The 20,013-nt window shown below is 69.9% G+C and carries 17 protein-coding genes; 8 read left to right on the plus strand and 9 right to left on the minus strand.

Translation table 11 applies throughout. From position 1 onward, the window contains the following. The first annotated feature begins 202 nt into the window (after positions 1 to 202). Both ACZ607_RS17845 and ACZ607_RS17850 read left to right on the plus strand, forming a co-directional pair. Positions 203 to 763 carry a nitroreductase family protein gene (locus ACZ607_RS17845; RefSeq protein ID WP_469735621.1) on the plus strand — a complete coding sequence of 187 codons (561 nt, stop codon included), beginning with the start codon at positions 203 to 205 and terminating at the stop codon, positions 761 to 763. 476 nt (positions 764 to 1,239) lie between these two features. Next, positions 1,240 to 2,145 (plus strand): NmrA/HSCARG family protein, encoded by a 906-nt coding sequence (locus ACZ607_RS17850; RefSeq protein ID WP_469735622.1) that lies wholly within the window; start codon positions 1,240 to 1,242, stop codon positions 2,143 to 2,145. Positions 2,146 to 2,180: 35 nt separating this feature from the next. On the opposite strand, the gene ACZ607_RS17855 is transcribed toward ACZ607_RS17850, so the two are convergent. Then, positions 2,181 to 3,230 carry an alpha/beta fold hydrolase gene (locus tag ACZ607_RS17855; protein ID WP_469735623.1) on the minus strand — a complete coding sequence of 350 codons (1,050 nt, stop codon included), beginning with the start codon at positions 3,228 to 3,230 and terminating at the stop codon, positions 2,181 to 2,183. A 56-nt stretch (positions 3,231 to 3,286) separates the two neighbouring features. On the opposite strand from ACZ607_RS17855, the gene ACZ607_RS17860 reads away from it, so the two are divergent. Beyond that, positions 3,287 to 3,895 carry a TetR/AcrR family transcriptional regulator gene (locus ACZ607_RS17860; protein WP_469735624.1) on the plus strand — a complete coding sequence of 203 codons (609 nt, stop codon included), beginning with the start codon at positions 3,287 to 3,289 and terminating at the stop codon, positions 3,893 to 3,895. Positions 3,896 to 4,057: 162 nt separating this feature from the next. Here the strand turns inward: ACZ607_RS17860 and ACZ607_RS17865 are convergent, their stop codons facing one another. The 3 genes from ACZ607_RS17865 to ACZ607_RS17875 form a co-directional block, all read right to left on the minus strand. After that, positions 4,058 to 4,456 carry a RidA family protein gene (locus tag ACZ607_RS17865; RefSeq protein ID WP_469735625.1) on the minus strand — a complete coding sequence of 133 codons (399 nt, stop codon included), beginning with the start codon at positions 4,454 to 4,456 and terminating at the stop codon, positions 4,058 to 4,060. Continuing rightward, on the minus strand, positions 4,453 to 5,967 hold the full coding sequence (locus ACZ607_RS17870) for a leucyl aminopeptidase (protein WP_469735626.1): 1,515 nt from the start codon (positions 5,965 to 5,967) through the stop codon (positions 4,453 to 4,455). Before ACZ607_RS17870 ends, ACZ607_RS17865 begins: the two co-directional genes overlap by 4 nt. 448 nt (positions 5,968 to 6,415) lie before the next feature. Next, positions 6,416 to 7,363: a LysR family transcriptional regulator gene (locus ACZ607_RS17875; RefSeq protein WP_469735627.1), complete on the minus strand. Its 948-nt coding sequence runs from the start codon at positions 7,361 to 7,363 to the stop codon at positions 6,416 to 6,418. A gap of 137 nt (positions 7,364 to 7,500) precedes the next feature. Between ACZ607_RS17875 and ACZ607_RS17880 the strand changes: the two genes are divergently transcribed. From ACZ607_RS17880 to ACZ607_RS17895, 4 genes are read left to right on the plus strand one after another with little or no spacing between them, the layout of a single operon-like run. Then, positions 7,501 to 8,394 (plus strand): alpha/beta fold hydrolase, encoded by an 894-nt coding sequence (locus ACZ607_RS17880; protein ID WP_469735628.1) that lies wholly within the window; start codon positions 7,501 to 7,503, stop codon positions 8,392 to 8,394. Then, positions 8,391 to 9,293 carry a DMT family transporter gene (locus ACZ607_RS17885; protein WP_469735629.1) on the plus strand — a complete coding sequence of 301 codons (903 nt, stop codon included), beginning with the start codon at positions 8,391 to 8,393 and terminating at the stop codon, positions 9,291 to 9,293. The genes ACZ607_RS17880 and ACZ607_RS17885 overlap by 4 nt, the downstream gene beginning before the upstream one ends. A 33-nt stretch (positions 9,294 to 9,326) precedes the next feature. Further along, positions 9,327 to 10,229 (plus strand): PhzF family phenazine biosynthesis isomerase, encoded by a 903-nt coding sequence (locus tag ACZ607_RS17890; protein WP_469735630.1) that lies wholly within the window; start codon positions 9,327 to 9,329, stop codon positions 10,227 to 10,229. Between the two features lie 27 nt (positions 10,230 to 10,256). Then, positions 10,257 to 10,664, plus strand: a complete 408-nt coding sequence (locus ACZ607_RS17895) for a hypothetical protein (protein ID WP_469735631.1) — start codon at positions 10,257 to 10,259, stop codon at positions 10,662 to 10,664. Between the two features lie 178 nt (positions 10,665 to 10,842). Here the strand turns inward: ACZ607_RS17895 and ACZ607_RS17900 are convergent, their stop codons facing one another. Together ACZ607_RS17900 and ACZ607_RS17905 are read right to left on the minus strand one after the other, a co-directional pair. After that, positions 10,843 to 11,826 (minus strand): alpha-L-fucosidase, encoded by a 984-nt coding sequence (locus tag ACZ607_RS17900; protein ID WP_469735632.1) that lies wholly within the window; start codon positions 11,824 to 11,826, stop codon positions 10,843 to 10,845. Positions 11,827 to 11,897: 71 nt separating this feature from the next. After that, on the minus strand, positions 11,898 to 15,107 hold the full coding sequence (locus ACZ607_RS17905) for a chondroitinase family polysaccharide lyase (RefSeq protein WP_469735633.1): 3,210 nt from the start codon (positions 15,105 to 15,107) through the stop codon (positions 11,898 to 11,900). Positions 15,108 to 15,424: 317 nt separating this feature from the next. Here ACZ607_RS17905 and ACZ607_RS17910 point away from each other — a divergent pair, with 317 nt between their 5' ends. After that, positions 15,425 to 16,915, plus strand: a complete 1,491-nt coding sequence (locus ACZ607_RS17910) for a glycosyl hydrolase family 28-related protein (protein WP_469735634.1) — start codon at positions 15,425 to 15,427, stop codon at positions 16,913 to 16,915. Positions 16,916 to 16,964: 49 nt separating this feature from the next. On the opposite strand, the gene ACZ607_RS17915 is transcribed toward ACZ607_RS17910, so the two are convergent. The 3 genes from ACZ607_RS17915 to ACZ607_RS17925 are packed head-to-tail and all read right to left on the minus strand — an operon-like array spanning position 16,965 to position 20,003. After that, the gene (locus ACZ607_RS17915; protein WP_469735635.1) at positions 16,965 to 17,963 is read right to left on the minus strand and encodes a Gfo/Idh/MocA family protein; all 999 of its coding nucleotides are present in this window, start codon (positions 17,961 to 17,963) and stop codon (positions 16,965 to 16,967) included. Beyond that, the gene (locus tag ACZ607_RS17920) at positions 17,960 to 19,087 is read right to left on the minus strand and encodes a LacI family DNA-binding transcriptional regulator (RefSeq protein ID WP_469735636.1); all 1,128 of its coding nucleotides are present in this window, start codon (positions 19,085 to 19,087) and stop codon (positions 17,960 to 17,962) included. The genes ACZ607_RS17915 and ACZ607_RS17920 overlap by 4 nt, the downstream gene beginning before the upstream one ends. A gap of 34 nt (positions 19,088 to 19,121) precedes the next feature. Continuing rightward, the gene (locus ACZ607_RS17925; protein WP_469735637.1) at positions 19,122 to 20,003 is read right to left on the minus strand and encodes a carbohydrate ABC transporter permease; all 882 of its coding nucleotides are present in this window, start codon (positions 20,001 to 20,003) and stop codon (positions 19,122 to 19,124) included. Positions 20,004 to 20,013 lie beyond the last annotated feature (10 nt).

Consider the following 20,013-nt stretch of genomic DNA (forward strand, 5'->3'; position numbering starts at 1 on the left):
GTAAAGGGTCAACCGCCGATCTGCCGTCGGCTCATGGGCGGTTGAGGTCTTGCAGGAGTGGCTTGCTGTGAGGGCGAGGCGGTACGGGCCACGGTGCTCGTGACGCCCCCTGGCGGGGCCCTCGTCGCGGTCGTCCGGTGGGGTGGCGCCCGCGCTCGTATCGCCCGGAATACCCACGTGCGGTGGCCGGTTGGAGCGGAGCATGCACGATTCCCAGGAGCCGCCCATCGGCATACACCCGCTGCTTGCCGGGCGTTTCAGCCCGAACCGGTTCGACCCGTCGGCGGTTGTCGACGACCACGTCCTCGGGTTGCTGCTGGAAGCCGCGCGCTGGGCACCGTCGGCGGGGAACTCCCAACCGTGGGGGTTCTTCGTCTGCCGCCCGGGCGAGCCGGAGCACGACCGGGTGCTCCCTCACCTCGCGCCGAGCTCGGCCCGCTGGGCGACCGATGCGGGCCTGCTGGTCGTCACGCTGACGCGCCGGTACGTCGACGACACGCAGTTGCTCTACTCCGAGTTCGCGGACTACGACCTCGGCCAGGCCGTCGCACACATGACTGTTCAGGCCCAGGCCATGGGGTTGGCCGCCCACCAGTTCCGGGCCTTCGACAAGGAAGGGCTCACCAAGGAGCTGGACCCGAACCCGGGCTGGGTGATCATCTCCATGATCGCGGTGGGGAAGGCGGCCGGCGGGCCGCCGGAGGGCCGAGCCCGGCGCGGCGTCGCGCACTTGCGCTCCGCTCCCTGGTCACCGGCGGAGTGACGGACGAGCCCGCCACCCGCAGCGCCCCGTCCCTCAGGGGCCATGAACGCGGGCAGGGTAGATGTAGGAACCCTTAAGAGTGCGTGCAGAATTGGTCGCTTGTATTCATGCTCCTGGCGGGTTCAGATGGAGGCGAGCCGTCATTCCTGACTGCCTTGGCACAGGTCCACCGGGAACGGAGCCTGGCCCAATTGCCGTGCTGCCCTGGCCCTGACCAGGGATTGCTGAGCCGTTTCGTGACGGACCCGCCGGAGTGCGGGCACTAGCACTCCGGTCATCGATCTTGCTGCGGGCCGAGGTGAGTTGACGTATGCGGTGGGGGAGCGAACAGAACCCCTGTCGCCGCGGGGCGGAAGTACGCGGTCGTCCGTTCTTGAGCAGTTCCGTGCGATCGCGATGGGGTTCGACAAGCTCGCCGAACGCTGCCACGTTCCATCCCGGACCTGGCGGCGTCCGGCGCTCATGCGGAGGCGGAAATGACGACAACGAGTCCCATCGTGCTGGTGACCGGGGCCACCGGTCTTCAGGGCGGCGCCACCGCGCGGCAGCTACTGGCGGGCGGCTGGCGGGTGCGGGCCCTTGTCCGTGACCTGGCAGGCCCCGGGGCCCACGCACTGGTACGGGCCGGCGCCGAGGTCGTTCCGGGCGACATGGGGGACCGCGCTTCCCTCGACGCGGCCATGCGGGACGTGCACGGGGTCTTCAGCGTCCAACCCACCGCCGGCTATCCCGGCACCCCGGCCGGTTTCTCCGTCGAGGACGAGATCCAGCTGGGCATGAATGTGATCGAGGCAGCGAACGACGGCGATGTCCGGCACCTCGTCTACGCTTCGGTCGGTGGTGCCGAGCGCTCACCCGGTATCCGCCGCTGGGAGAGCAAATGGCGGATCGAGGGGCGGATCGGCGCCCTGGGGCTGCCCGCCACCATCCTGCGTCCCGTCCGGTTCATGGAGAACCACTCCGACCCGACCATGGGGGTGCGCGGGGGTGTACTGACCGATGTGGTCGAGCCGGAGGTTCCCGTCCAGCTCATCGCCGGTGCCGACATCGGCGCCTTCGCGGCCCTGGCCTTCACCCACCCCGACCAGTACATCGGCCAGGCGCTCGAGATCGCCGGTGATGAACTGACGCTGCCGCAGATCGTCGATGCGATCAGCCGCACCACCGGAGTCGCCGTCACCTACCGGGCGATCCCGCGAGACGCTCTCACAGGGCCGGACCCGGACTCCCGCGCCGGCTACGACTTCGTCAATCGCAGGGGCTGGCAGGCCGACATTCCGAAGCTCCGAAGCCTGCACCCGGCTCTGATGGACTTCGATACCTGGCTGCGCAAGGAGGGCGGGACGCAGTTCGACGCGCTGTTCCGCGATCGGTCCGCCTGATGTGGCCTGCGGCCACCGCGCGGTCGCCTACGGCATCAGTTTCCGGAAGGTGTCGCTCGATGCGCGGCGGTGAAGGCCGCGATGTCCCTGGCGATGCGCTCGGGATGTTCACCGTTGATCGCATGGGACGCGCCCTTGTAGGTGCGGACGGTGCCCATGGGTAGCGCACGTCCAGCTGTCCTGGCGGCGGTCTGCGGGGCGTGCATGACTGAGCGGCCCGCGATGATCGCAAGCACGGGCATGTTCAGCGTGCGGAGCCGGTCCTCGCTGATTCGCGTGGGTTGGGGCAGCTTCAGGGAGTAGTGCTTCATGCCGGCTTCGATCATCTGTGCCACAGGCACGTCCTCGACCGGCGCTCCACCAGCGGTGTACGAGTTGAAGCTGTCGCGCCAGGATTTCGGCAGCCGGGGCAGGGCCGCCGGAAGGGAGCGGGCGATCGTCTTCCAGGGCATGCCGTCGAAGACGTAGACGGGGTCGATCAGAGTCAACGTCTCGATGTGGGCCGGCTGGTGGAGCGCCAGGTTGGCGGCGGTCCACCCCCCGATGGAGAGCCCGACCAGATGAAATGATCTTTCCGGAAGCGCTTCGAGGACCTGGTGCAGCCATGCGGCCTGGTCGGCATCGCCGGAGACGGGCCGGTCCTGGACGCTCATGCCCGGCTCGCCGAGCAGGTCAAGGGTGTAGACGTCGCTGATCGCCAGGAGACTCGGCAGGTTCTTCGCCCACACCGGAGAAGCGGAGGCCCGGCCGGGCAGCAGCACCAGCGGCGCACCGGCATTCTTCCCGGCGAACCGGTAGACGCGTACCACGCCGTGGTCGGTTCGGATGTCGAGTGTCGCCGCAGGGTTCGGGAGATCGGCGAAAGCCGCCCTGTAGGCCGACCGGAACCGCTCCCTGCCCTCGGCGCTGTCCCAGTGCCCGACAGAGGAGGACGAGCGACCTGCCATGGCGCGCCACCGCCGACGATGGCGCCGAGACTTCGCCGTGCCTTGCTCGCGCCCTTCTGCATGGACAGCTGCGGCCGCCCGGATGTCCGGGGCGCTGCTCACGCCTTCCCCGTCGCCCTCAGGTGTCGTGTCCGTCATCGCCGCCCTTTTTAACGATCGGTAGATAGTTTGACCGTACGGTAGAATATTGGCCCATGGCAACGAGACTGCGCCCCGAGGGACACCACTTGACGCTGACGGAGAAGGCACGGAGAGCACAGTTGATCTCCGTCACGATCGAGCAGGTGGCCGCGAACGGGTACGCGGGCACCACGCTGGCCGGAATCGCCGCGGCGGCAGGCATCACGAAGGCGGCGGTCTTCTACCACTTCGAGTCCAAGGACTCCCTGATCGACGCCGCATACAGTGAGGTCATCACCATGCTGACCACCGAGGTCGGGGCAGAGGTCCAGGCTGCTGAGGCCGCCCACGGCCCGACCGTCTATGCGCGCTCGATGATCGGGCATTTCCATGAGTATCCGCAGCACACGCGCATGATCGTGGAAGCGGCCGACCGGGACGGCTTTCACCACGATTCCGAGGCGAGGTGGGGCCCCTTGGCGCAGCTCATCGAAGCCGCAGTTGAGGCGCGAGGAGCCGCGTCAGTCGACGCGCGGACGCTGGCCGTCATCACCGGAGGCGCGATCGACGCCATCGTCTCCGAGGGACTCCGCGATCCCGCCTACGACACCGTGCAGGCCGCGGGCCGGCTTGTCGATCTGATCGACATGGCCTTGGCGCCCGGGGCGGAACCGAGTCCTTGACGGAACGAGGGGGGCGGGGCGGATCCGGCCGAATCCTCACCGCGGGCCCCGGCGCCGGCCACCACTTCACCGACGCGGCGCCTACGTCATCACTTCACCGACGCGGCGCCTACGTCGCCACTTCGCCGACGACGGCGCCTACGTCGCCACGGAGTGGCTCCGTCAACGCGTGCACCAGGCGACGGCGTCGGCGGCCACACGGTAGCCATGGTGCAGCGCCGCAACGTGCAGGATCGCCCGAGCCGGGCGGTGGGCGCCGAACACCTCGCTGAAGACGGCATCGACGGAGTCCCAGTCCGAGATGTCCGTGAGGTACAGGGTGGCCCTGGCCACCGAATCGGCTCGGCCTCCTGCGGCCTCGACGATGGCCAGGACGTTGGTGAGGGCTTGTCGCGTCTGCTCCGCCATGGGCGACGTGGGGATCACGCCGTTGCCGACCGGCAGTTGGGCGGATACCCAGACGGCACCGTCCGGAGTGACGGTCGCCTGCGCGTAGTGCCCGAAGGGTGCCGGAGCGGTGGCTGATGTGACGCTGCGGAGCCCTGAGGTCGCGTGGTTCACCGGTTAGCTCCTGACTGCTCCAGGGCGGCGTCCTGGGCCAGTTGCACCAGGGTGCGTACCGCACAGCCTGTGCCGCCCTTGGGGGTATATCCGTAGGGCTCGTCTTCGTTGAAGGCAGGACCTGCGATGTCGAGATGGGCCCAGGGCAGACCGTCGGGCACGAATTCCTGCAGGAAGAGACCGGCGACCAGGCCCCCGCCCATGCGTTCACCGGTGTTGGCGATGTCGGCCACCGGGGAGTCCAGGCTCTCGCGCAGCTGCTTCGGCAGTGGCATGGGCCATGCCTCCTCCCCGGCACGCTCGGCCGCGTCGACGACGTGGGCACGGAAGCTCGCGTCGGGTGACATGACGCCGAAGACGCGGTGGCCCAGGGCCATCTTCATCGCGGCGGTCAGGGTGGCGACGTCCACGAGGGCGTCCGGTCCCTCCTCGCCCGCGCGGACGAGGGCGTCCGCGAGCACCAGGCGTCCTTCGGCGTCCGTGTTGAGCACTTCGACCGTCCTGCCGTCGTACATCCGCAGCACGTCTCCCGGCTTGGTCGCCGAGCCGGACGGCATGTTCTCGGCGATGGCGAGCCAGCCGGTGACGTTCACGTGCAGGCGGAGCCGAGCGGCGGCCACCACCGCAGCCAGGACCGAGGCGGCCCCGGACATGTCCCGCTTCATGATCTCGTTGAAGCCGACCGGCTTGAGCGAGATGCCGCCCGAGTCATAGGTGATGCCCTTGCCGACGAAGGCGAGGGTCTTTCCGGCGGCCGGGTGGGTGTAGGCGAGCCTGACCAGGCGTGGCGGCCTCACCGAGCCCTGGCCGACGCCGAGGATGCCGCCGAACGACTCCTTGGCGAGGGCTTCTTCGTCGAGTACTTCGACCTCCAGACCGTACTTCTCCCCGACATCCCGTCCGGTCGCGGCGAACGCCTCCGGCGTCAGATGGTTCGCCGGCATGTTGATCAGGTCCCGGGCGCGATTCATCTCCTCGCCGATCACACGGCCGCGCCGCGCCCCGGCCGCCACCTCGTCCCGGGTGTCCTCGTCCGCCTGCATCACCAGTGCGCGCACGGGGCCCTCGCCCTCGCCCGGGTCACGGTAAGCGGTGAAGGTGTAGGCGCCGAGCAGCGCGCCCATCGCCACCGCTTCCGCGGCTTCGGCGGTGTCGACCGGAAGGGCGAGCGCGGCGTGCGCGGTACCGGCCAACGCGCGGGCGGCCACTCCGGCGGCTCGGCGCAGCGCGTCGTTGCCGGCCGTCCCGTCCTCAGCCGTCCTCCCCAGGCCGACCGCGAGGACCACATCGGCCTCGATGCCTGCCGGGGCGGGCAGCTTGAGCGTTTCCCCCTCTGCGCCGGTGAAGCCGAGGGTGCCGAGCGTCGCGGCGAGGCCGGCGTCGAACGCCTTGTCCACAGCTTCCGCGCCGGAGGCGACGACCGGCCCCGCCGGGCTTGCCGAGACACCGACCACGACGCAGTTCGTGTGCTGCGCTCCGGTGGCGGCGGTGGAGACGGTGAGGGTGGTCACGTCATTGTCCTGTTCTCCGAAGGGTCTTCCGAGCTTGGCGAGGAGGAATCCGGGTGTCTTTCCCCGACCGGGGGCCGCCTGAAGCGGTCGCTACGGGAGCTGGAGGTGCCGTTCCTCCTCGTGGTCCCGGATCACTCCGTTTTCAGGCCGCGGGGCTCGTCCGGTCCGGGGAAAGACGGGCTCCGCGTCACGGCGAGCAATCCGGTACGAGCCGGTGGGTGCCCAAGGTCTGACTGCGACACCGCTCGCGTTCGGTCTCCTCCCACGCCGGCCCCTGAGGAACGATGCCTGGGGCCGGCGCCTGAGCACAATCAAAAGCTTCTGCACCACCGTTAAGCGCATCTACATCTCTGTTGTCCTGCGGAAGGGGGCGAAGCACGGGCACGACGTCCGTCGCCAGGCACCCGGCGCGCGGCTGACTCGACCGATGAGCAGGCATTTCGCCGTTTCACGCAGGGGCGGAGCGCTCCGGATCCTCCGGGAGGAACGGCCGGTGGTCGGACAGGGCGAGAGCGGCCTCGTTCAGTGCGTCGATCAACGCGTCGAGGGCAGAAGGGACCGTCATCGATGCGCGGACCGCGCCGCAGATGTGCCGGATCGGCTCCGGTCCCCGGACCTCCCGCACGACCACGTTCGTGGGAACGGCACGCAGCCCGAGCCGGGGGATCAGCGCGATTCCGATTCCTGCGGCCACGAAGCCCAGCGCCGTGGCGTAATCACCGCTCTCGACGACGAACTTGGGGCTGAATCCCGCGGCCCCGCAGGCGTCGAGGACGATGGCCTGGCAGGGATCGGAGGAGCGCTCGCTGCCCACCCATGGCTCGTCGGCCAGGTCGCCCAGGGCGAGCAGGCCGCGGTCGGCCAGGGGATGACCGGCAGGCAGGACGACGTGGTACGGGTCGTCGAGGAGGGGGATGAACCGCACACCGGCAGGCTCCCCGGTCGCGGGGCGTACCACCAGGGCGAGGTCGGCGCGTCCCTGCTGGACATCCGGCAGTGGGTCGTCGGGGTCGCTGAGGTGCAGGTCGAACCGTACGCCGGGGCGAGTGTCGCGGAGCCGGGCCAGAGCGGGCGCCATCAGCGGGGCGCCCGCCGTGCCGAAGTACCGCACGGTCACCCGCCCGGTGCGGCCCTCACGTAGATCTGCGAGCGCTGTTTCCGCCTCCGCCACGGTCCTGCCTATGGCGGCGGCGTAATTGCTGAGCAGCCGCCCCGCCTCCGTGGGGCGTACGCCGCGTCCGGCCCGCTCCAGCAGCGGCATCGCGGCTTCCTTCTCCAGGGCGGAGATCTGCTGGCTGATGGCGGACGGGGTGTATCCCAGATTGGCCGCTGCGGCGGTGACCGATCCGCTGGTGACCACGGCACGCAGGACCTGCATGCGCCTCATATCGAGCATGTAGCCGAGGTTAACAGTAGCTGTAGATCATTTCACTTGTGCTGTCGGTTGGCTGGGCGCAGGCTACAGCTGTCGGGGTCCGCGTACGGCTCCCCGCATGGCCCCAGCCGGCACACCACCGCACAGGAGACCCGATCGTGTCGACACTCCACATGGACCACCAGGATCCGCCCGCCGTCACGCACGGCATGGCTGATATCGAGCCGGGGCTGCGCATGCACTACGTGACGGCCGGGCACGGGGACCGCACGATCGTCCTCGTACACGGTTTTCCCCAGACGTGGTGGGAGTGGCACCGGGTGATCCAGCCCCTCGCCGAGGCCGGGTACCGCGTCGTCGCCCCCGACTACCGGGGCGCGGGTCACTCGTTCCGGCCGGTCGCCGGCTACGACAAGTGGACGATGGCGGGCGACCTCCACCGTCTGCTGCACGAGCATCTCGGCGTGCGCGAACCGGTGGTGATGGTCGGTCATGACATCGGGTTGATGGTCGCCTACGCATACGCGCAGCGGTTCCGTGACGATGTCTCCCACCTGGTGGCGATGGACGCCCCGTTGCCCGGCACCGCGGTCTTCGACCGGCTGCGCAGCGACCCCCGTGTGTGGCACTTCGCCTTCCACGGGGCACGGGACGTGGCGGAGATGCTGGTCGCAGGACGCGAACGGCAGTACCTCCAGGCCTTCTTCGGTGTGCGCAACTCCGATCCCTCCGCACTGTCGGACCGCGACTTCGAGACGTACGTGGCCGCGTACTCCGCCCCCGGAGCGATGCGCGCCGGGTTCGAGGTGTACCGCGCCTTCGACCAGGACGCGGCCGACAACCGTGCGGCGCTCGATCGCAACGGCAAGCTGACCGTGCCGGTCCTGGCGGTCGGTGGGGCCATGAGCACGTCAGGGGCGCTCATCGAGGAGATGATGCTCGAGGTGGCCGAGCAGGTGACCGGACTCATCGTGGCGGGGACCGCGCACTGGATCGCGGAGGAGAACCCGGAGGCCTTCATCGCCGCACTGCTGCGGTTCGCGGCGGCATGAACGGGACCTGGAGCTGGGCACGCATCGGTGCACTCGCTCTGCTGTGGGGATCGACCTTCCTCTGGATCGAGTTGGCCCTCGAGGCGCTGGCGCCGGTGCAGGTGACCTTCAGCCGCTGCGTGATCGGGGCGATCACCTTGCTGGTCGCTTGCCGACTCGCGGGGCATCGGCTGCCCCGTGGCCGGAGAATCTGGGGCCGTATCGCGGTGGCCGCCTTCTTCTGCAACGCCCTGCCCTTCGCGATGTTCAGCGTGGGCCAGCGGAGCATCGACTCGGGAGTCGCCGGCGTGCTGAACGCGACCACTCCGCTGTGGGCGCTTCTGATAGGCGTCATCACCGGTGCCGACCGAGGGCTCCGGCCGACCCGGCTGTGCGGGCTGCTGGTCGGGTACGCCGGAGTCGTGCTGATCCTCGCCCCGTGGGAGGCCGCAGAGTCGGGTGGGTGGGGCATCGTGGCCGTCGCTCTGGCGGCGGCCAGCTATGCGATCGGCTTCGCCTTCATGGCGCACCACCTTGCCGGCACCGGCATCCCCACCGTCTCGCTCTCCGCCGCGCAGCTCGTCGTGGCGACCTGTCTCACCGCGCTGACCCTGCCGTTCGGTGGTCTGGAGCCGGTCGAGATCAGCGCGAGGACGGTGGTCGTCGTACTGGTTCTCGGCGTGGTCGCCACGGCCACCACGTTCCACCTCACCTACCGCAACATCGCCGCCGAGGGAGCCACGAACACCGCGACCGTGGGCTACCTCCTGCCCGTGGTCTCGGTGGCCCTGGGTGTCGCGGTGCTCGACGAGGACTTCGACGCACGGATCGGTATCGGGATGCTGGTCGTGCTCGTCGGCGTCGCCCTCACACGCCGCTACCGATCCGCAGCCCCGGACACCCTCAGGGCGAGCTGCTGACCGCAGGCCACCCGCGCTGGAAGGAGCCACCGTATGTCGCGGATCCTCTATCAGATCGACGCCTTCTCTCCCACACCCTTCCGGGGCAACCCGGCCGGAGTGGTCCTCTGCGCCGAAGGCCTGACCGAAGCCCGGATGCAAGCCGTGGCACGCGAACTGAACAACTCGGAAACCGCCTTCGTCCTGCCGGCAGAGGGGGCCGACCACGATGTGCGCGTGCGGTTCTTCACCCCCACCACCGAGGTTCCGACCTGCGGGCACGCCACGGTGGCGGCTCACTACGCACGGGCCGTCGAGTACGACCTGCCCTCGGGATCATGTGTACAGAAGACCGGCACGGGGCTTCTGCAGGAAGTGGCGATTCTTCGCGAGGGCGACCGTGTACGCATCAGCATGGAACAGGGCAAGGCCGTCTTCGGCCCCGAACTGAACGGCGGCCTGACGGACCGGCTGTTGCGGGCGCTGGGGGCGGACCGTGGCGACCTGGCCGACAACGGCCCGGTGCAAATCGTGTCGACCGGTCACTCCAAGGCACTCGTCGAACTGCGTGACCGCAGCGTCATCGACAGCCTGAGCCCGGATCCCACCGCGCTGACGGCGCTGAGCCGCGAAGTCGGCACCAACGGCTTCTTCGTCTTCACACGAGCGACCGGCAACCCCCACCTGCTCACCTGGTCACGCATGTTCGCCCCCGCGATCGGGATCGCCGAGGACCCCGTCACCGGCAACGGGCACGGCCCCCTCGGCGCCTATCTGGTGCGTCATGGCATCGCCCCCACCGTGGACGGCCAACTCACGTTCACGGGGCGGCAGGGCTGGGCCATGGGAAGGCCCGGTGACATCGAGGTCCGCGTCTCCGGAGGAGCCGATGACGAACTGCGCGTCGCCATCACGGGTGAGGCATCGATCGCGTTCAGAGCCGAGCTGCACATCTGACGATCAGCCGGCAGAGAGGACATCTTCATGGGAATCAGTACGTGGGCAAAGGCCGGCGGGGCTTTCACGGCGAGCGTCGTCATCATCGGCGGGGGCATGGCGGGTCCGGCCTTCGCGGACGGGCCCGATGTGACCGCCTCCGCCTCCTGGGGCACGGCAACCCTCGTCACCAAGGGCGACCATGTGCGGGTGAAGGACAAGAAGGCGGACGGCTACTCCGTGCGGTCCCGGGTCGCGCGCAAATTGGCCGAGGCTTCCTGGGTCACCGTCCGGGAAGGCTGCTACGACACCACCAGCATCAGTAACGCGGCGGGTGGCTACACGTCCTGCGACTACGACATCGACGAGTCCTACTTCGTCCGGGTCTGCATCTGGCGTTCGAGGGACGGCGTGCGCTACGGAAGCGAAGTCTGCAGCCCCGGGACGAAGGCCTGACACCGCTCTCCGAGCTCAGCTCGTGGCGAGGTGGCAGGGGCGGGGCGCGGCGCGGTAGGAACTGTTCCGCGCCGGCCGCAGAGGAGGAAGTCGGGACGGGCGTCCTGGCCGCCGGTGAGCCCGGCGAGCAGAACGTTCGGAGATTCGGGGCAAGCCGCCCGTCGCGGCCGGGACACCGTCAGAGGCCGTCACCGCGCGGAGACAGCCGCGATCCCACCGCGCGCAGCAGCTCCTGTTCACGCGGCGGGATCGTCCCGTCGGGGCGAGGCCCGACGTTGAGGAGCAGATTGCTGCCGGCCGCCCACGCACGCCGAATCGTGCCGAGCAATTGGTCGGCCGTCTTGTAGGCGTCGTCCGTGGGCACGTAGCCCCAGGTCCTGTTCATGGTCAGGCAGGTCTCCTTGGGGCCGTCGAGAACGGTGCCGGTGTTGAATCCGGCGGTGTTCTCACCCGGTAGGTCGTTCTCGAACCCCTGCACGTCCTCCCCGGGCGGAAGGGGTACGGACTTGCGGTTGTTGAGGACCACGGCGTCGGGCTGGAGGCGGTGGACCAGGTCGTACAGCTCCGGGTAGCCGTACGACCCTCCAGGGGCGAACCAGTCGGCGTGTTCCCGGGTCCAGGCGGAGTGGGGCCACTCCCCGTCGAACCAGACCTGACCCAGCTCGCCGTACTGCGTGCACAGTTCCCGTACCTGTCCGTGCAGGAACCCGACGTAGTCCTCCCAGGCGAGCTTCGACTCCTCGCGGAAGCGGAAGGCCGGGTGGTGCCAGTCGATCAGCGACACATAGGCCCCGAGCTTCACCTCCCTTCCGGAGCACGCCTCGGCCAGTTCGCCGAACGCGTCACGGCCGAAGGGCGTGTTGGTGGACTTGAACCCGGACAGCGCGGTGTCGTACAGGGAGAAACCGTCGTGGTGACGGGTCGTCACCGTCATGTAGCGCTGCCCCGCGGCCTCCGCCAGATCGACCCACTCCCGCGCGTCGAAGCGCTCCGCCTCGAAGCGGTCGGCCAGGCGCTCGTACTCGGTGACCGGGGTGCGCGACTCGAACATGTCCCACTCGCCTCTGCCGTGGAGGGCGTACAGCCCCCAGTGGACGAACATGCCGAACCGGGCTCCGCGGTACCGGTCGAGGCCGGCGGGTGATACCTGTCGCGCTGTCATCGTCCTGCCTTCGCGTCTCGTGCTGCGTCCTGTACATCGTGCGGCCGGCGGGTGGAGGCCCGGACGACGGGTCAGCCCGCCGGAACCAGTCTCACCTGGACGGGACGCCCGTGGACCGTGGTGAACTCCACGCGGGTGGAATTCCCGAGGCTCTTCGTGCGGCACGGCTGCCCACTGTCCGAAGGACGCCACCGGCCGTCGAGCACGACCGACAGGCGGTGCTCGGCACTGGGGTTGGCCTGCCAGCTCCGCGAGTACGACGTGTAGGCGCCGGTGTAGGTGCCACCGCGGTACTGCTCGTGGTCCTTGCCCTCGTAGAGATGCAGGTCGGGATCGCAGACGGACAGCACCCGGCCGCCGTTCCCGTCGGCCCTGGTGAGGACGAGACAGGGGGTGTCCACCTCGCGTACCGGGCCCGCCTGGAGGCGGCGGGTGGGCTCGAACACGGCGTAGCCCGTGATCCCGGTCGCGCGGTCCGACACCACGTGGGCCACGGAGTCCGCGCGCAGGACCCGGTAGGCGGCGGTGTCACGGCTCGCCATGGCGTGGCTGAAGGAGGCCATGGAGTCCGGATCGGACTCCACGAGCATGGCGTACTCGTAGGCAGCTCCCCGGGGCGCCTTGCCGTGGCCTATCCAGGCCGTGGCGAAGTCCCCGCTCGTCGGCAGGTCGGTCCCCTGGTCACGGGACTGCTGGGTGGCGCGGCGGACCCCGACGCGCTGGCCGGCGGGCACGTAGTAGCCCGTTCCCGAACCGTCGAGCAGCCAGCACGCGGAGCCGAGCCGCAGGTCGGGGCGTTCGTAGGGGAACGCGGTGACGGGGGCGGCATCCACATACGTGGGTGCGGTGCGATCGCTCAGCGCGCCCTGGAACAGCGTGGTCTCCGTCTCGTGGGCCCGGTCGGAGTTCTCGATGCCGGTGCCGAGGGCGATGATCCGGTCGTCGAACAGGAACACCGACTTCAAGGCCCGGTGCGAGGACTCGTACTTGGGGTGTTCACGCAGTCGCATGGCGAACATGCCGTGGCGGCCGTCGATGGTGTGCCCGCCGGCGAACGCGGAGTCGGTGAGGAGCATCTCCTCGATCGTGCCGGTGAGATCGGCCTTCAGCCGGTCCAGGGGCACGTTGATCGCGGTCGTACCCGGCCAGCGGGCCCAGTCCCAGCCGTTCTGGCTGAATCCGCTGGCCTCGTTGGTCACGGGGTTGCCGCGCCCCAGGACCTGGATCTGGCCGTAAGTGGAATAGCGGCCGTACCAGTTGGAGCCCTCGTAGATCTCGGTGGACCAGTGGTAGCGGTTGTGGCCCCGCACCGCGACGAGCCAGTCCTGCCGCCGGTGGAAGGACAAGGCCGCGTAGTTGGCGGCCCAGGTGCCGTGGGGAGCGGTCTCGGCCGTGATGCCGCGAGCGGTGAGCCGCTGGGCGATCGCCCGTAGCGCGGTGGACGGCTGCGCGGGCAGCAGCCGCAGGAAGGCGGCCCCGAGCTCGGGGTCGACGTCGGACGTCCCGTCGGGGGTGCCGGAGATCGCGGCCCACTGGTACGGGGTGATGGACAGTGCGGTGACACCCGTGGGATGGCGTCCGCTGAGGGAGAGCGGCCAGTTGAAGGTGTTGGCGTACGCCCGCATCGTGAGCAAGGTCTTCTTGTACGTGGCGTGTGCTGCCTCGGAGATCCGGAAGACACCGCCGCTCAGTACGTACACGATCGGGGCCAGGCCCGTGAATCCGTCCCGGGAGTAGTCCGGGTAGAAGCCTATGTGGTGGAAGGACGTGCCGTCCGGCTTGAGACCGTCCTGGATGCCGCTGCTGGGGGTCAGCGCCCGGTCGAGCCAGCTGCGCAGGGCGTGCAGGTAGGCGACCTGTTCGGCCTCGGTGTCCATGAGCAGGACAGAGGCCAGCATGCCCCGGACGGTCGTGTTGAAGACGTCCATGATGCCGCCGTACGCCTGGCGGTCCTTCCAGTCACGGAAGACGCGGCCCAGTCCCGTGAACCAGGTGACATCCGCGCGGACCGCCTCCAGCAGGCCTTCCTCCCTGAGCACGTCACGCATCAGGTACACCGAGTCGTACAGCCCCCGCGCGTCGTACCCGAGATGGTGGATCGTGCCCTGCGAGCTGCCGCAGGCCCAGCCCTGGTCCCGCAGATGCGCGATCACGCGCACGTACAGGCCGGCGAGCGCGGGGCGCTCGGCGGCGCCCGCGCGCCCGTGGGCCAGCGCCACCGACTTCAGCAGGTCGGTACACGCGCGCAGGGTCACCGCGTTCACGAAGGTCTTCAGATCGGCGGCGATCTCCGGAGGGTAGGCCTGGTGCTGGTACGAGACGACGGGGCGCCCCGGACCGGTGGAGCCCAGGGCGGGCACACCCATGGCCTCGACCTGGGCGGTGAGGTCCGCCACCTGCTTCGGAGTCGTCGCGGCCTGGCCGGCCGGCAGCAGATACTCGTCGCGGTAGCGGGTCACGAGCGCCCGCAGCGCCGCCAGTTCCGTATCCGACGGCTGCGGAGTCCGCGGGCGGTTGCGGGTCAGCAGCTCGTCGAACCGGTAGAGCGCCTGCCAGTGTGCGTTGTCCCACGCGTCACTCTCCAGGGCCACGAAAGGCACCTGGGCGTCACGGACCGGCTGGTCCGGGCGCATGGCCACGTTCAGCACGAGCTGGTCGACATGCAGGACGCCGGCGCGCGCGGGTGCCACCAGGCGCAACGTGTCCATGCCCGGATGCGGGCTGCCCTTCATGTCGTAGCCGTACCGCACCCACGCGGTGCGCCAGCCCGTGAAGTCGAGTCCGAAGTCGAACCACGCGTCGGTGCGGCCGCCCCGGCCGAACTCGAAGCGCAGTACGTCGTCCACGGGGGACGCGTTGTGGACCCAGACCGAGAACGTGTCGACCAGCCCCTGCCACGCCTGGTCGGCGCCCGGCAGGCGGCCCGGCACATAGGGGTCGGGGGTGAAGCGGAGGGGCGCCTCCACCGTCACCGTGGACCGTGCGGAATGCTCCCAGCGCAGCGAGTGGCGCCCGCACATCGCCGCCCGGTCGGTGATGCTCAGCGTCGAACCGCGGCCCGCCCTCACCTGCGCGGGCACATCCGTCTCGAAGAGGAAGGCGGGCGGACTCAGGGCGAGCGCGCGTTGCTCCAGGTCCGCGGCCGGTTCCTCCACCGTCCGCGCGGGAGCCGCCGCGGAGCGGGGCGCTCCGGCGAGGTTCAGGCTCAGGGAGCTCACAGCCAGCGCGGTGCCTGCTTGCAGAGCCGTGCGCCGGGTCAACGGGCGGGGAGCTTCGGGCATGACGGCGTCCTCCTTCGGCGCAGCGCGTTGACGCGCGCTGGACGGGCAGCGCCCGGTGGGTGGGGTGGCACACACCCAATGCCTTCCGCACCGTATGAATCAAGGAGTATTCCGTTGCCGACGGCCCGCTTTTCACGGCCGGGAACAGTCAGGAACGCGGGATGCCGGATCAATGGTCCGTTTGATCCGCGTACGCGGCTGTTGGTTTCGTCATATCGGCACCGCATTACGCATTGATTCCTCCTCTCACGGCGCCGTACTGTCCGCGACCACTGTCACCGGCATCACCGGTGCGCGGAGGGACAGAGGTGTCGCACGTGCCTGGAAGAGGAAGAACACGGACTTTCACCGCAGCCGTCGTCACCGCCTGCGTGCTGGGCACCGCCTTGCGGGCCGGCAGCGCGGCGGCCGTGGCCGATTGTGCTCAGGAGAGCGGACATTGGGCGCCGACCGGTTACGTGAGTGTCGCGGCCTACGGGGCGCGGGGCGACGGGGTGACGGACGACGCGGCCGCCGTGCGGTGCGCCGTGAACAGCGGCAGCGACGTGTGGTTCCCGACGGGTACGTACGAGCTCGGCGCGTCCATCGGCCTGCCGACGGCGCTGAAGCTGACGGGCGAGTCCGACAGCCCCACGCCGACCGTCATCCGCGGCACGGTCGCCGGGATCGTCCTGGGCGAGACCGCCGCCGCGACGAACACCACCCGGACCGGGACCATCACCCTCCAGGACCTGTTCTTCGACAGCATCCAGGTCGGGGTGAACGGGACGAGGACCAGCGCCGTCCTGGAACGCGACGTGTTCAGCGACGCGAGGGGACACATCAGCCAGCTCGACAGCCCCGCGAACCAGCAGCTCGTCCTCAACCGCCTCACCGGCAGCAACAGGGTGACGGACTCGGTCTTCCTGCACGGCGACCGGAGCACCGACGCGGTCGCGATGAGCCTGTACCGGACCAGCGGCCTGTCCATCCGGCGCAACGTGGTCGGACTCGAACTGAGCGACAGCGACTGGCTGGAGGACTGGCCGGGCCACGCCAACTGGACCGAGCGGTCGTCCGACGGGACGGTGAACCCTTCACCCGCCCGGGTCTCCCTGCCGGCGAAGCTCGCCACCCTGCGTACGGCACTCCATCTCGGCGATTCCCAGGGGCACTACCGCAGCGGTCTGTACACGGGGTTCGACGCCCATCTGGACGTCGACTCCAACATCTTCGACGCGGATCCCGCGACTCCCTCGCTCCGGGACCACGCCGCCTATCTCAAGGGCGTCAGCGGCCGGTTCACCCGCAACTGGATCCGCGGATGGCCGAACGCCGCGGAAGGAGGAGTGAAGGTCCGCAACTCCGACGGCCCGCTGACGGTGGGTGCCAACCGCCTCGTCGACACCCCGGTCCTGCTGTACGTGTACAGCGATCCGACCTACCCCCTGACCCTCCGGGACGTCGACGTCTGCGCCAACGTCCTGGAGATCGCCACCCATGACGACCCGACACACGCGGGCATCACCTACTACGAGAACGTCCGCCCCACCGGCCTCGGCGGGATCCGGGCCTACCGCAACACCTTCGCCGATCCGACGCACACGACCGGAATCGCCGCCGGACAGCTCGCGCCCGCGGTGCTGAGCCAGGCGGAGGCGGACGCGATCACGGTGTACACGTCCAACGCCTACCAGGACACCGGCGCGACCGTACCCGTCACCGCGCCCGCCGGCATCACGCTCGCCCCCGTCGCCGGCGCCCCCGCCACCGACGCCTGCAGCGGTCTGACAGCGCCCTCCTACGCGCTCCCGGCCCACGGGGGGTGACGACGGACCGGCGCCACGGGGGCGTGGCGGCCGACCCGGCGGGGCGAGGTCACTCCACCGGGACGGTCACCCGCGCCCCCGAGGCGCAGGAGGCGTAGACGCCCTCGACCGCCTGGACCACCTGGCGGCCGTAGGAGGCGGGCACAGCCGGTTCCTCCTCCCCGCGTACGGCCGACACGAAGGCCGCCAACTGGTCCCGGAAGGCGTCCGCCACGTCGTCGGGGGACTCCTTCGCCAGCTGGACCGGGCCCGAACCGTCGTCCGGGTACAGCACGGCGCCGCTTCCGCGTGCGACGCGCAGGGTGCCGCGTTCCCCGATGACGGTCAGTTCGTCGCGCGGGGGGAGGAGGGCGCTGGTGACGGTGATGTGGCCGAAGAGGCCGCCCGCCAGCTCCAGCCGGGCCACGACGTCGGTCTCCACACCGATGTCCCCCCGGTACGTGGCACCCGCCTGGGCCGCGACCACCGGGCGGCCGGTGAGCCACATCAGGCGGTCCACGCAGTGCGTACCGATGTTGATGAACACACCGCCCCCGGAGACGGCAGGGTCGAAGAACCAGGACGGGCGGCTGCCGCGCCGGTAGTCGGTGCTGCGCCAGTCGGTGACCGCCAGCGGGGCTCCGAGCACACCGGCGTCCAGAGCGGCCTTCGCCGCTGTCATCGGCGGCAGGTAGTGCTGGATGTGCCCGACGAAGAGAACCGTGCCGGCGTCGGCACAGGCCCGTTCCATCAGGGCGCAGTCCTCGCTGCTGGTGGCCATCGGCTTCTCGACGAGGACGTGCAGGCCGGCCGCCGCGCAGGCGGTGACGATGTGGGTGTGCAGGGCGTGCGGGGTGTTGATGACGACGGCGTCGACCAGCCCTGACCCGATCAGGTCGCGGTGATCGGTGAAGGGGGCGGCGTCCAGGGGGCCGGCCACGTCCCGCGCGGTGTCGGCGTCGATGTCGCAGACCGCGCTCACGCTCACCCCGGGGACGGCGGCCGCGGCCCGGGAGTGCAGCAGGCCGACGGCGCCCGCGCCGATCAGTCCGAGCCGTACGTCAGTCATGAGGTTGTCTCCTTGAGAAGGGGAGGGTGGGCCGAGCGTCCCGCCGCGGCTCCGCAGGACTGCCGGACGATGATGTCGGGACGCAGCAGGAGGCGGCGGCGCGGCAGAGACGCGTCGCGCAACCGTTCCAGGAGCGCCTGGGCGGCGGCCCGGCCCAGCTGGTGCTTGGGGGGCGCGACGGCGGTCAGCGGGACGTCGGCGAGATCGGCCATCTCGTCGTCGTACGAGACGAGGGCGAGGTCGTCGGGGATGCGCAGCCCGGCTCGCTGGGCGGCGTTCTCCAGGAGAATCGCCTGGCGGTCACCGAAGCACACGGCCGCGGTGGCCCCGGCGGCCAGGAGTGCCTCCAGGCACCGGTCGGCCGTCGCGGGGCTCCATTCCTCCATCGGGGCCAGGAACTCGACGTGGTCGACACCGCACTCGGCCACGGCCTCGCCGAAACCCGTGGCGACCGGCCCGGACGTCGGACTGGGGGACCGCAGGACCAGACCCAGGGCGCCGTGCCCGAGGGAGTGGAGATGGCGGACCGCGTCGTAGGCGCCGGCCTCGTGGTGGGAGCAGACGTACTCGTTCGCGTCGCCCAGGGAGGTGTCACGGCGCTCGATCAGGATGGCCGGTACGGGAAGGGCCGAGAGGCGGGCGAGGTACTGGTCGGCGGGCTCCGGGCCGGTCAGCGTGGGAACCACCAGCAGGCCGTCGACACCCGCGTCCAGCATGTCCTGGAGGTCCTTGTGCTCCCGCTCCTGGTCGTAACCGGAACAGGCCAGCAGCAACCGTGCGCCTGCCGCGGACAGCGTCTCCTCGACGCCTTGCAGGACACGCGGGTAGTAGAAGACGGTGTCCGGGACCATGACCCCGACCAGGGCCCGGTCGGAGACGGCCGCGCGGGGCGGCAGGGCGAAGGTCCCCGCGCCCTGCCGGCGTACGACGAGGCCCTCCGACACCAGCTCGTCCACCGCGCGGCGCACGGTGCTCACCGACGTGCCGCTGCTGACCGCCAGTTCCTTCTCCGTCGGCAGTTTGGCGCCCACCGGCCAGGTGCCCAGAAGCAGGTCCTGGCGGAGCTGGGACGCCAGCTGTCGGAATTTCAGGTCGCGCGCGTCCGGCTGCACGGATCCCCCCATGTTCGGTCTCGTCCTCCGCGGAACAGTCCTCGGCTCACTTGACCGAGCCGAGGGTCATTCCCTCGATGATCCTGCGGCCGAGCCAGATGTAGCAGACCAGGACGGGCAGGACGACGATCGTGACACCTGCGAACAGACCGCCCCAGTCCGCCCCGTTGAACTGCATCTGCTGCAGGAAGCCGAGCAGCGCGAGGGAGAGCGTCTGGTTCTGGGTGTTCTGGATGAAGACGAGGGCGAAGACCGTCTCCCCCCAGTGCTGGATGATGTTGAGGATCAGCACCGTGACCATTCCGCCCCGGGCGAGAGGGAGCATGACCTGCCAGAACGTCCGGAAGGGCGAGGCGCCGTCGAGTGCCGCCGCCTCCTCCAGTTCGACGGGCAGGGTGGACATGAAGCCGGTGAGGAAGAAGACGGCGAACGGCAGGGAGGTGGCCACGTACACCACGACCAGGCCGAAGAGGCTGTCCACCAGGAACAGCTGGTTCATGACGACGAACAGCGGAAGCATCACCACCTGCGCCGGTATGCCCAGGCCCAGGGCGAAGAACAGGGTGAAGCCGCCGTTGAACCGGGTCGTGATGCGGCTGAGCGCGTAGGCGGCCGGTGCCGCGAGGACCAGCGTGACGACCGCAGTGCCACCGACCACGACCACGGTGTTGAACGCCGCCTGCCCGAACAGGCCCGTGGTCCAGGCACGGGCGTAGTTGGCCCATCGGGCGGCGTGCGGCAGTTGCCAGGGGGTGCTGAAGATCTCGTCGGCGTTCTTGAGCGACGACAGGAGCAGCCATATGCCGGTCAGGATGTTGAAGGCGGCGAAGAGCCACACCACGACGACCCCGGCGGACCGGGCGGCGAGGAGACGGCGGATGCGCGGGACGGGAGAACCGGACGACCGGCTGGGCGTGCTGATGGCCATGACGGGGTGA

The sequence above is a fragment of the Streptomyces sp. NPDC104381 genome (assembly GCF_055583745.1).

Coding starts and splice junctions, on each gene's coding strand:
- ACZ607_RS17855 (WP_469735623.1), bottom strand. CDS start 3,230: ATGACGGACACGACACCTGAGGGCGACGGGGAAGGCGTGAGCAGCGCC.
- ACZ607_RS17875 (WP_469735627.1), bottom strand. CDS start 7,363: ATGCTCGATATGAGGCGCATGCAGGTCCTGCGTGCCGTGGTCACCAGC.
- ACZ607_RS17905 (WP_469735633.1), bottom strand. CDS start 15,107: ATGCCCGAAGCTCCCCGCCCGTTGACCCGGCGCACGGCTCTGCAAGCA.
- ACZ607_RS17860 (WP_469735624.1), top strand. CDS start 3,287: ATGGCAACGAGACTGCGCCCCGAGGGACACCACTTGACGCTGACGGAG.
- ACZ607_RS17915 (WP_469735635.1), bottom strand. CDS start 17,963: ATGACTGACGTACGGCTCGGACTGATCGGCGCGGGCGCCGTCGGCCTG.
- ACZ607_RS17900 (WP_469735632.1), bottom strand. CDS start 11,826: ATGACAGCGCGACAGGTATCACCCGCCGGCCTCGACCGGTACCGCGGA.
- ACZ607_RS17890 (WP_469735630.1), top strand. CDS start 9,327: ATGTCGCGGATCCTCTATCAGATCGACGCCTTCTCTCCCACACCCTTC.
- ACZ607_RS17925 (WP_469735637.1), bottom strand. CDS start 20,003: ATGGCCATCAGCACGCCCAGCCGGTCGTCCGGTTCTCCCGTCCCGCGC.
- ACZ607_RS17850 (WP_469735622.1), top strand. CDS start 1,240: ATGACGACAACGAGTCCCATCGTGCTGGTGACCGGGGCCACCGGTCTT.
- ACZ607_RS17845 (WP_469735621.1), top strand. CDS start 203: ATGCACGATTCCCAGGAGCCGCCCATCGGCATACACCCGCTGCTTGCC.
- ACZ607_RS17885 (WP_469735629.1), top strand. CDS start 8,391: ATGAACGGGACCTGGAGCTGGGCACGCATCGGTGCACTCGCTCTGCTG.
- ACZ607_RS17895 (WP_469735631.1), top strand. CDS start 10,257: ATGGGAATCAGTACGTGGGCAAAGGCCGGCGGGGCTTTCACGGCGAGC.
- ACZ607_RS17920 (WP_469735636.1), bottom strand. CDS start 19,087: ATGGGGGGATCCGTGCAGCCGGACGCGCGCGACCTGAAATTCCGACAG.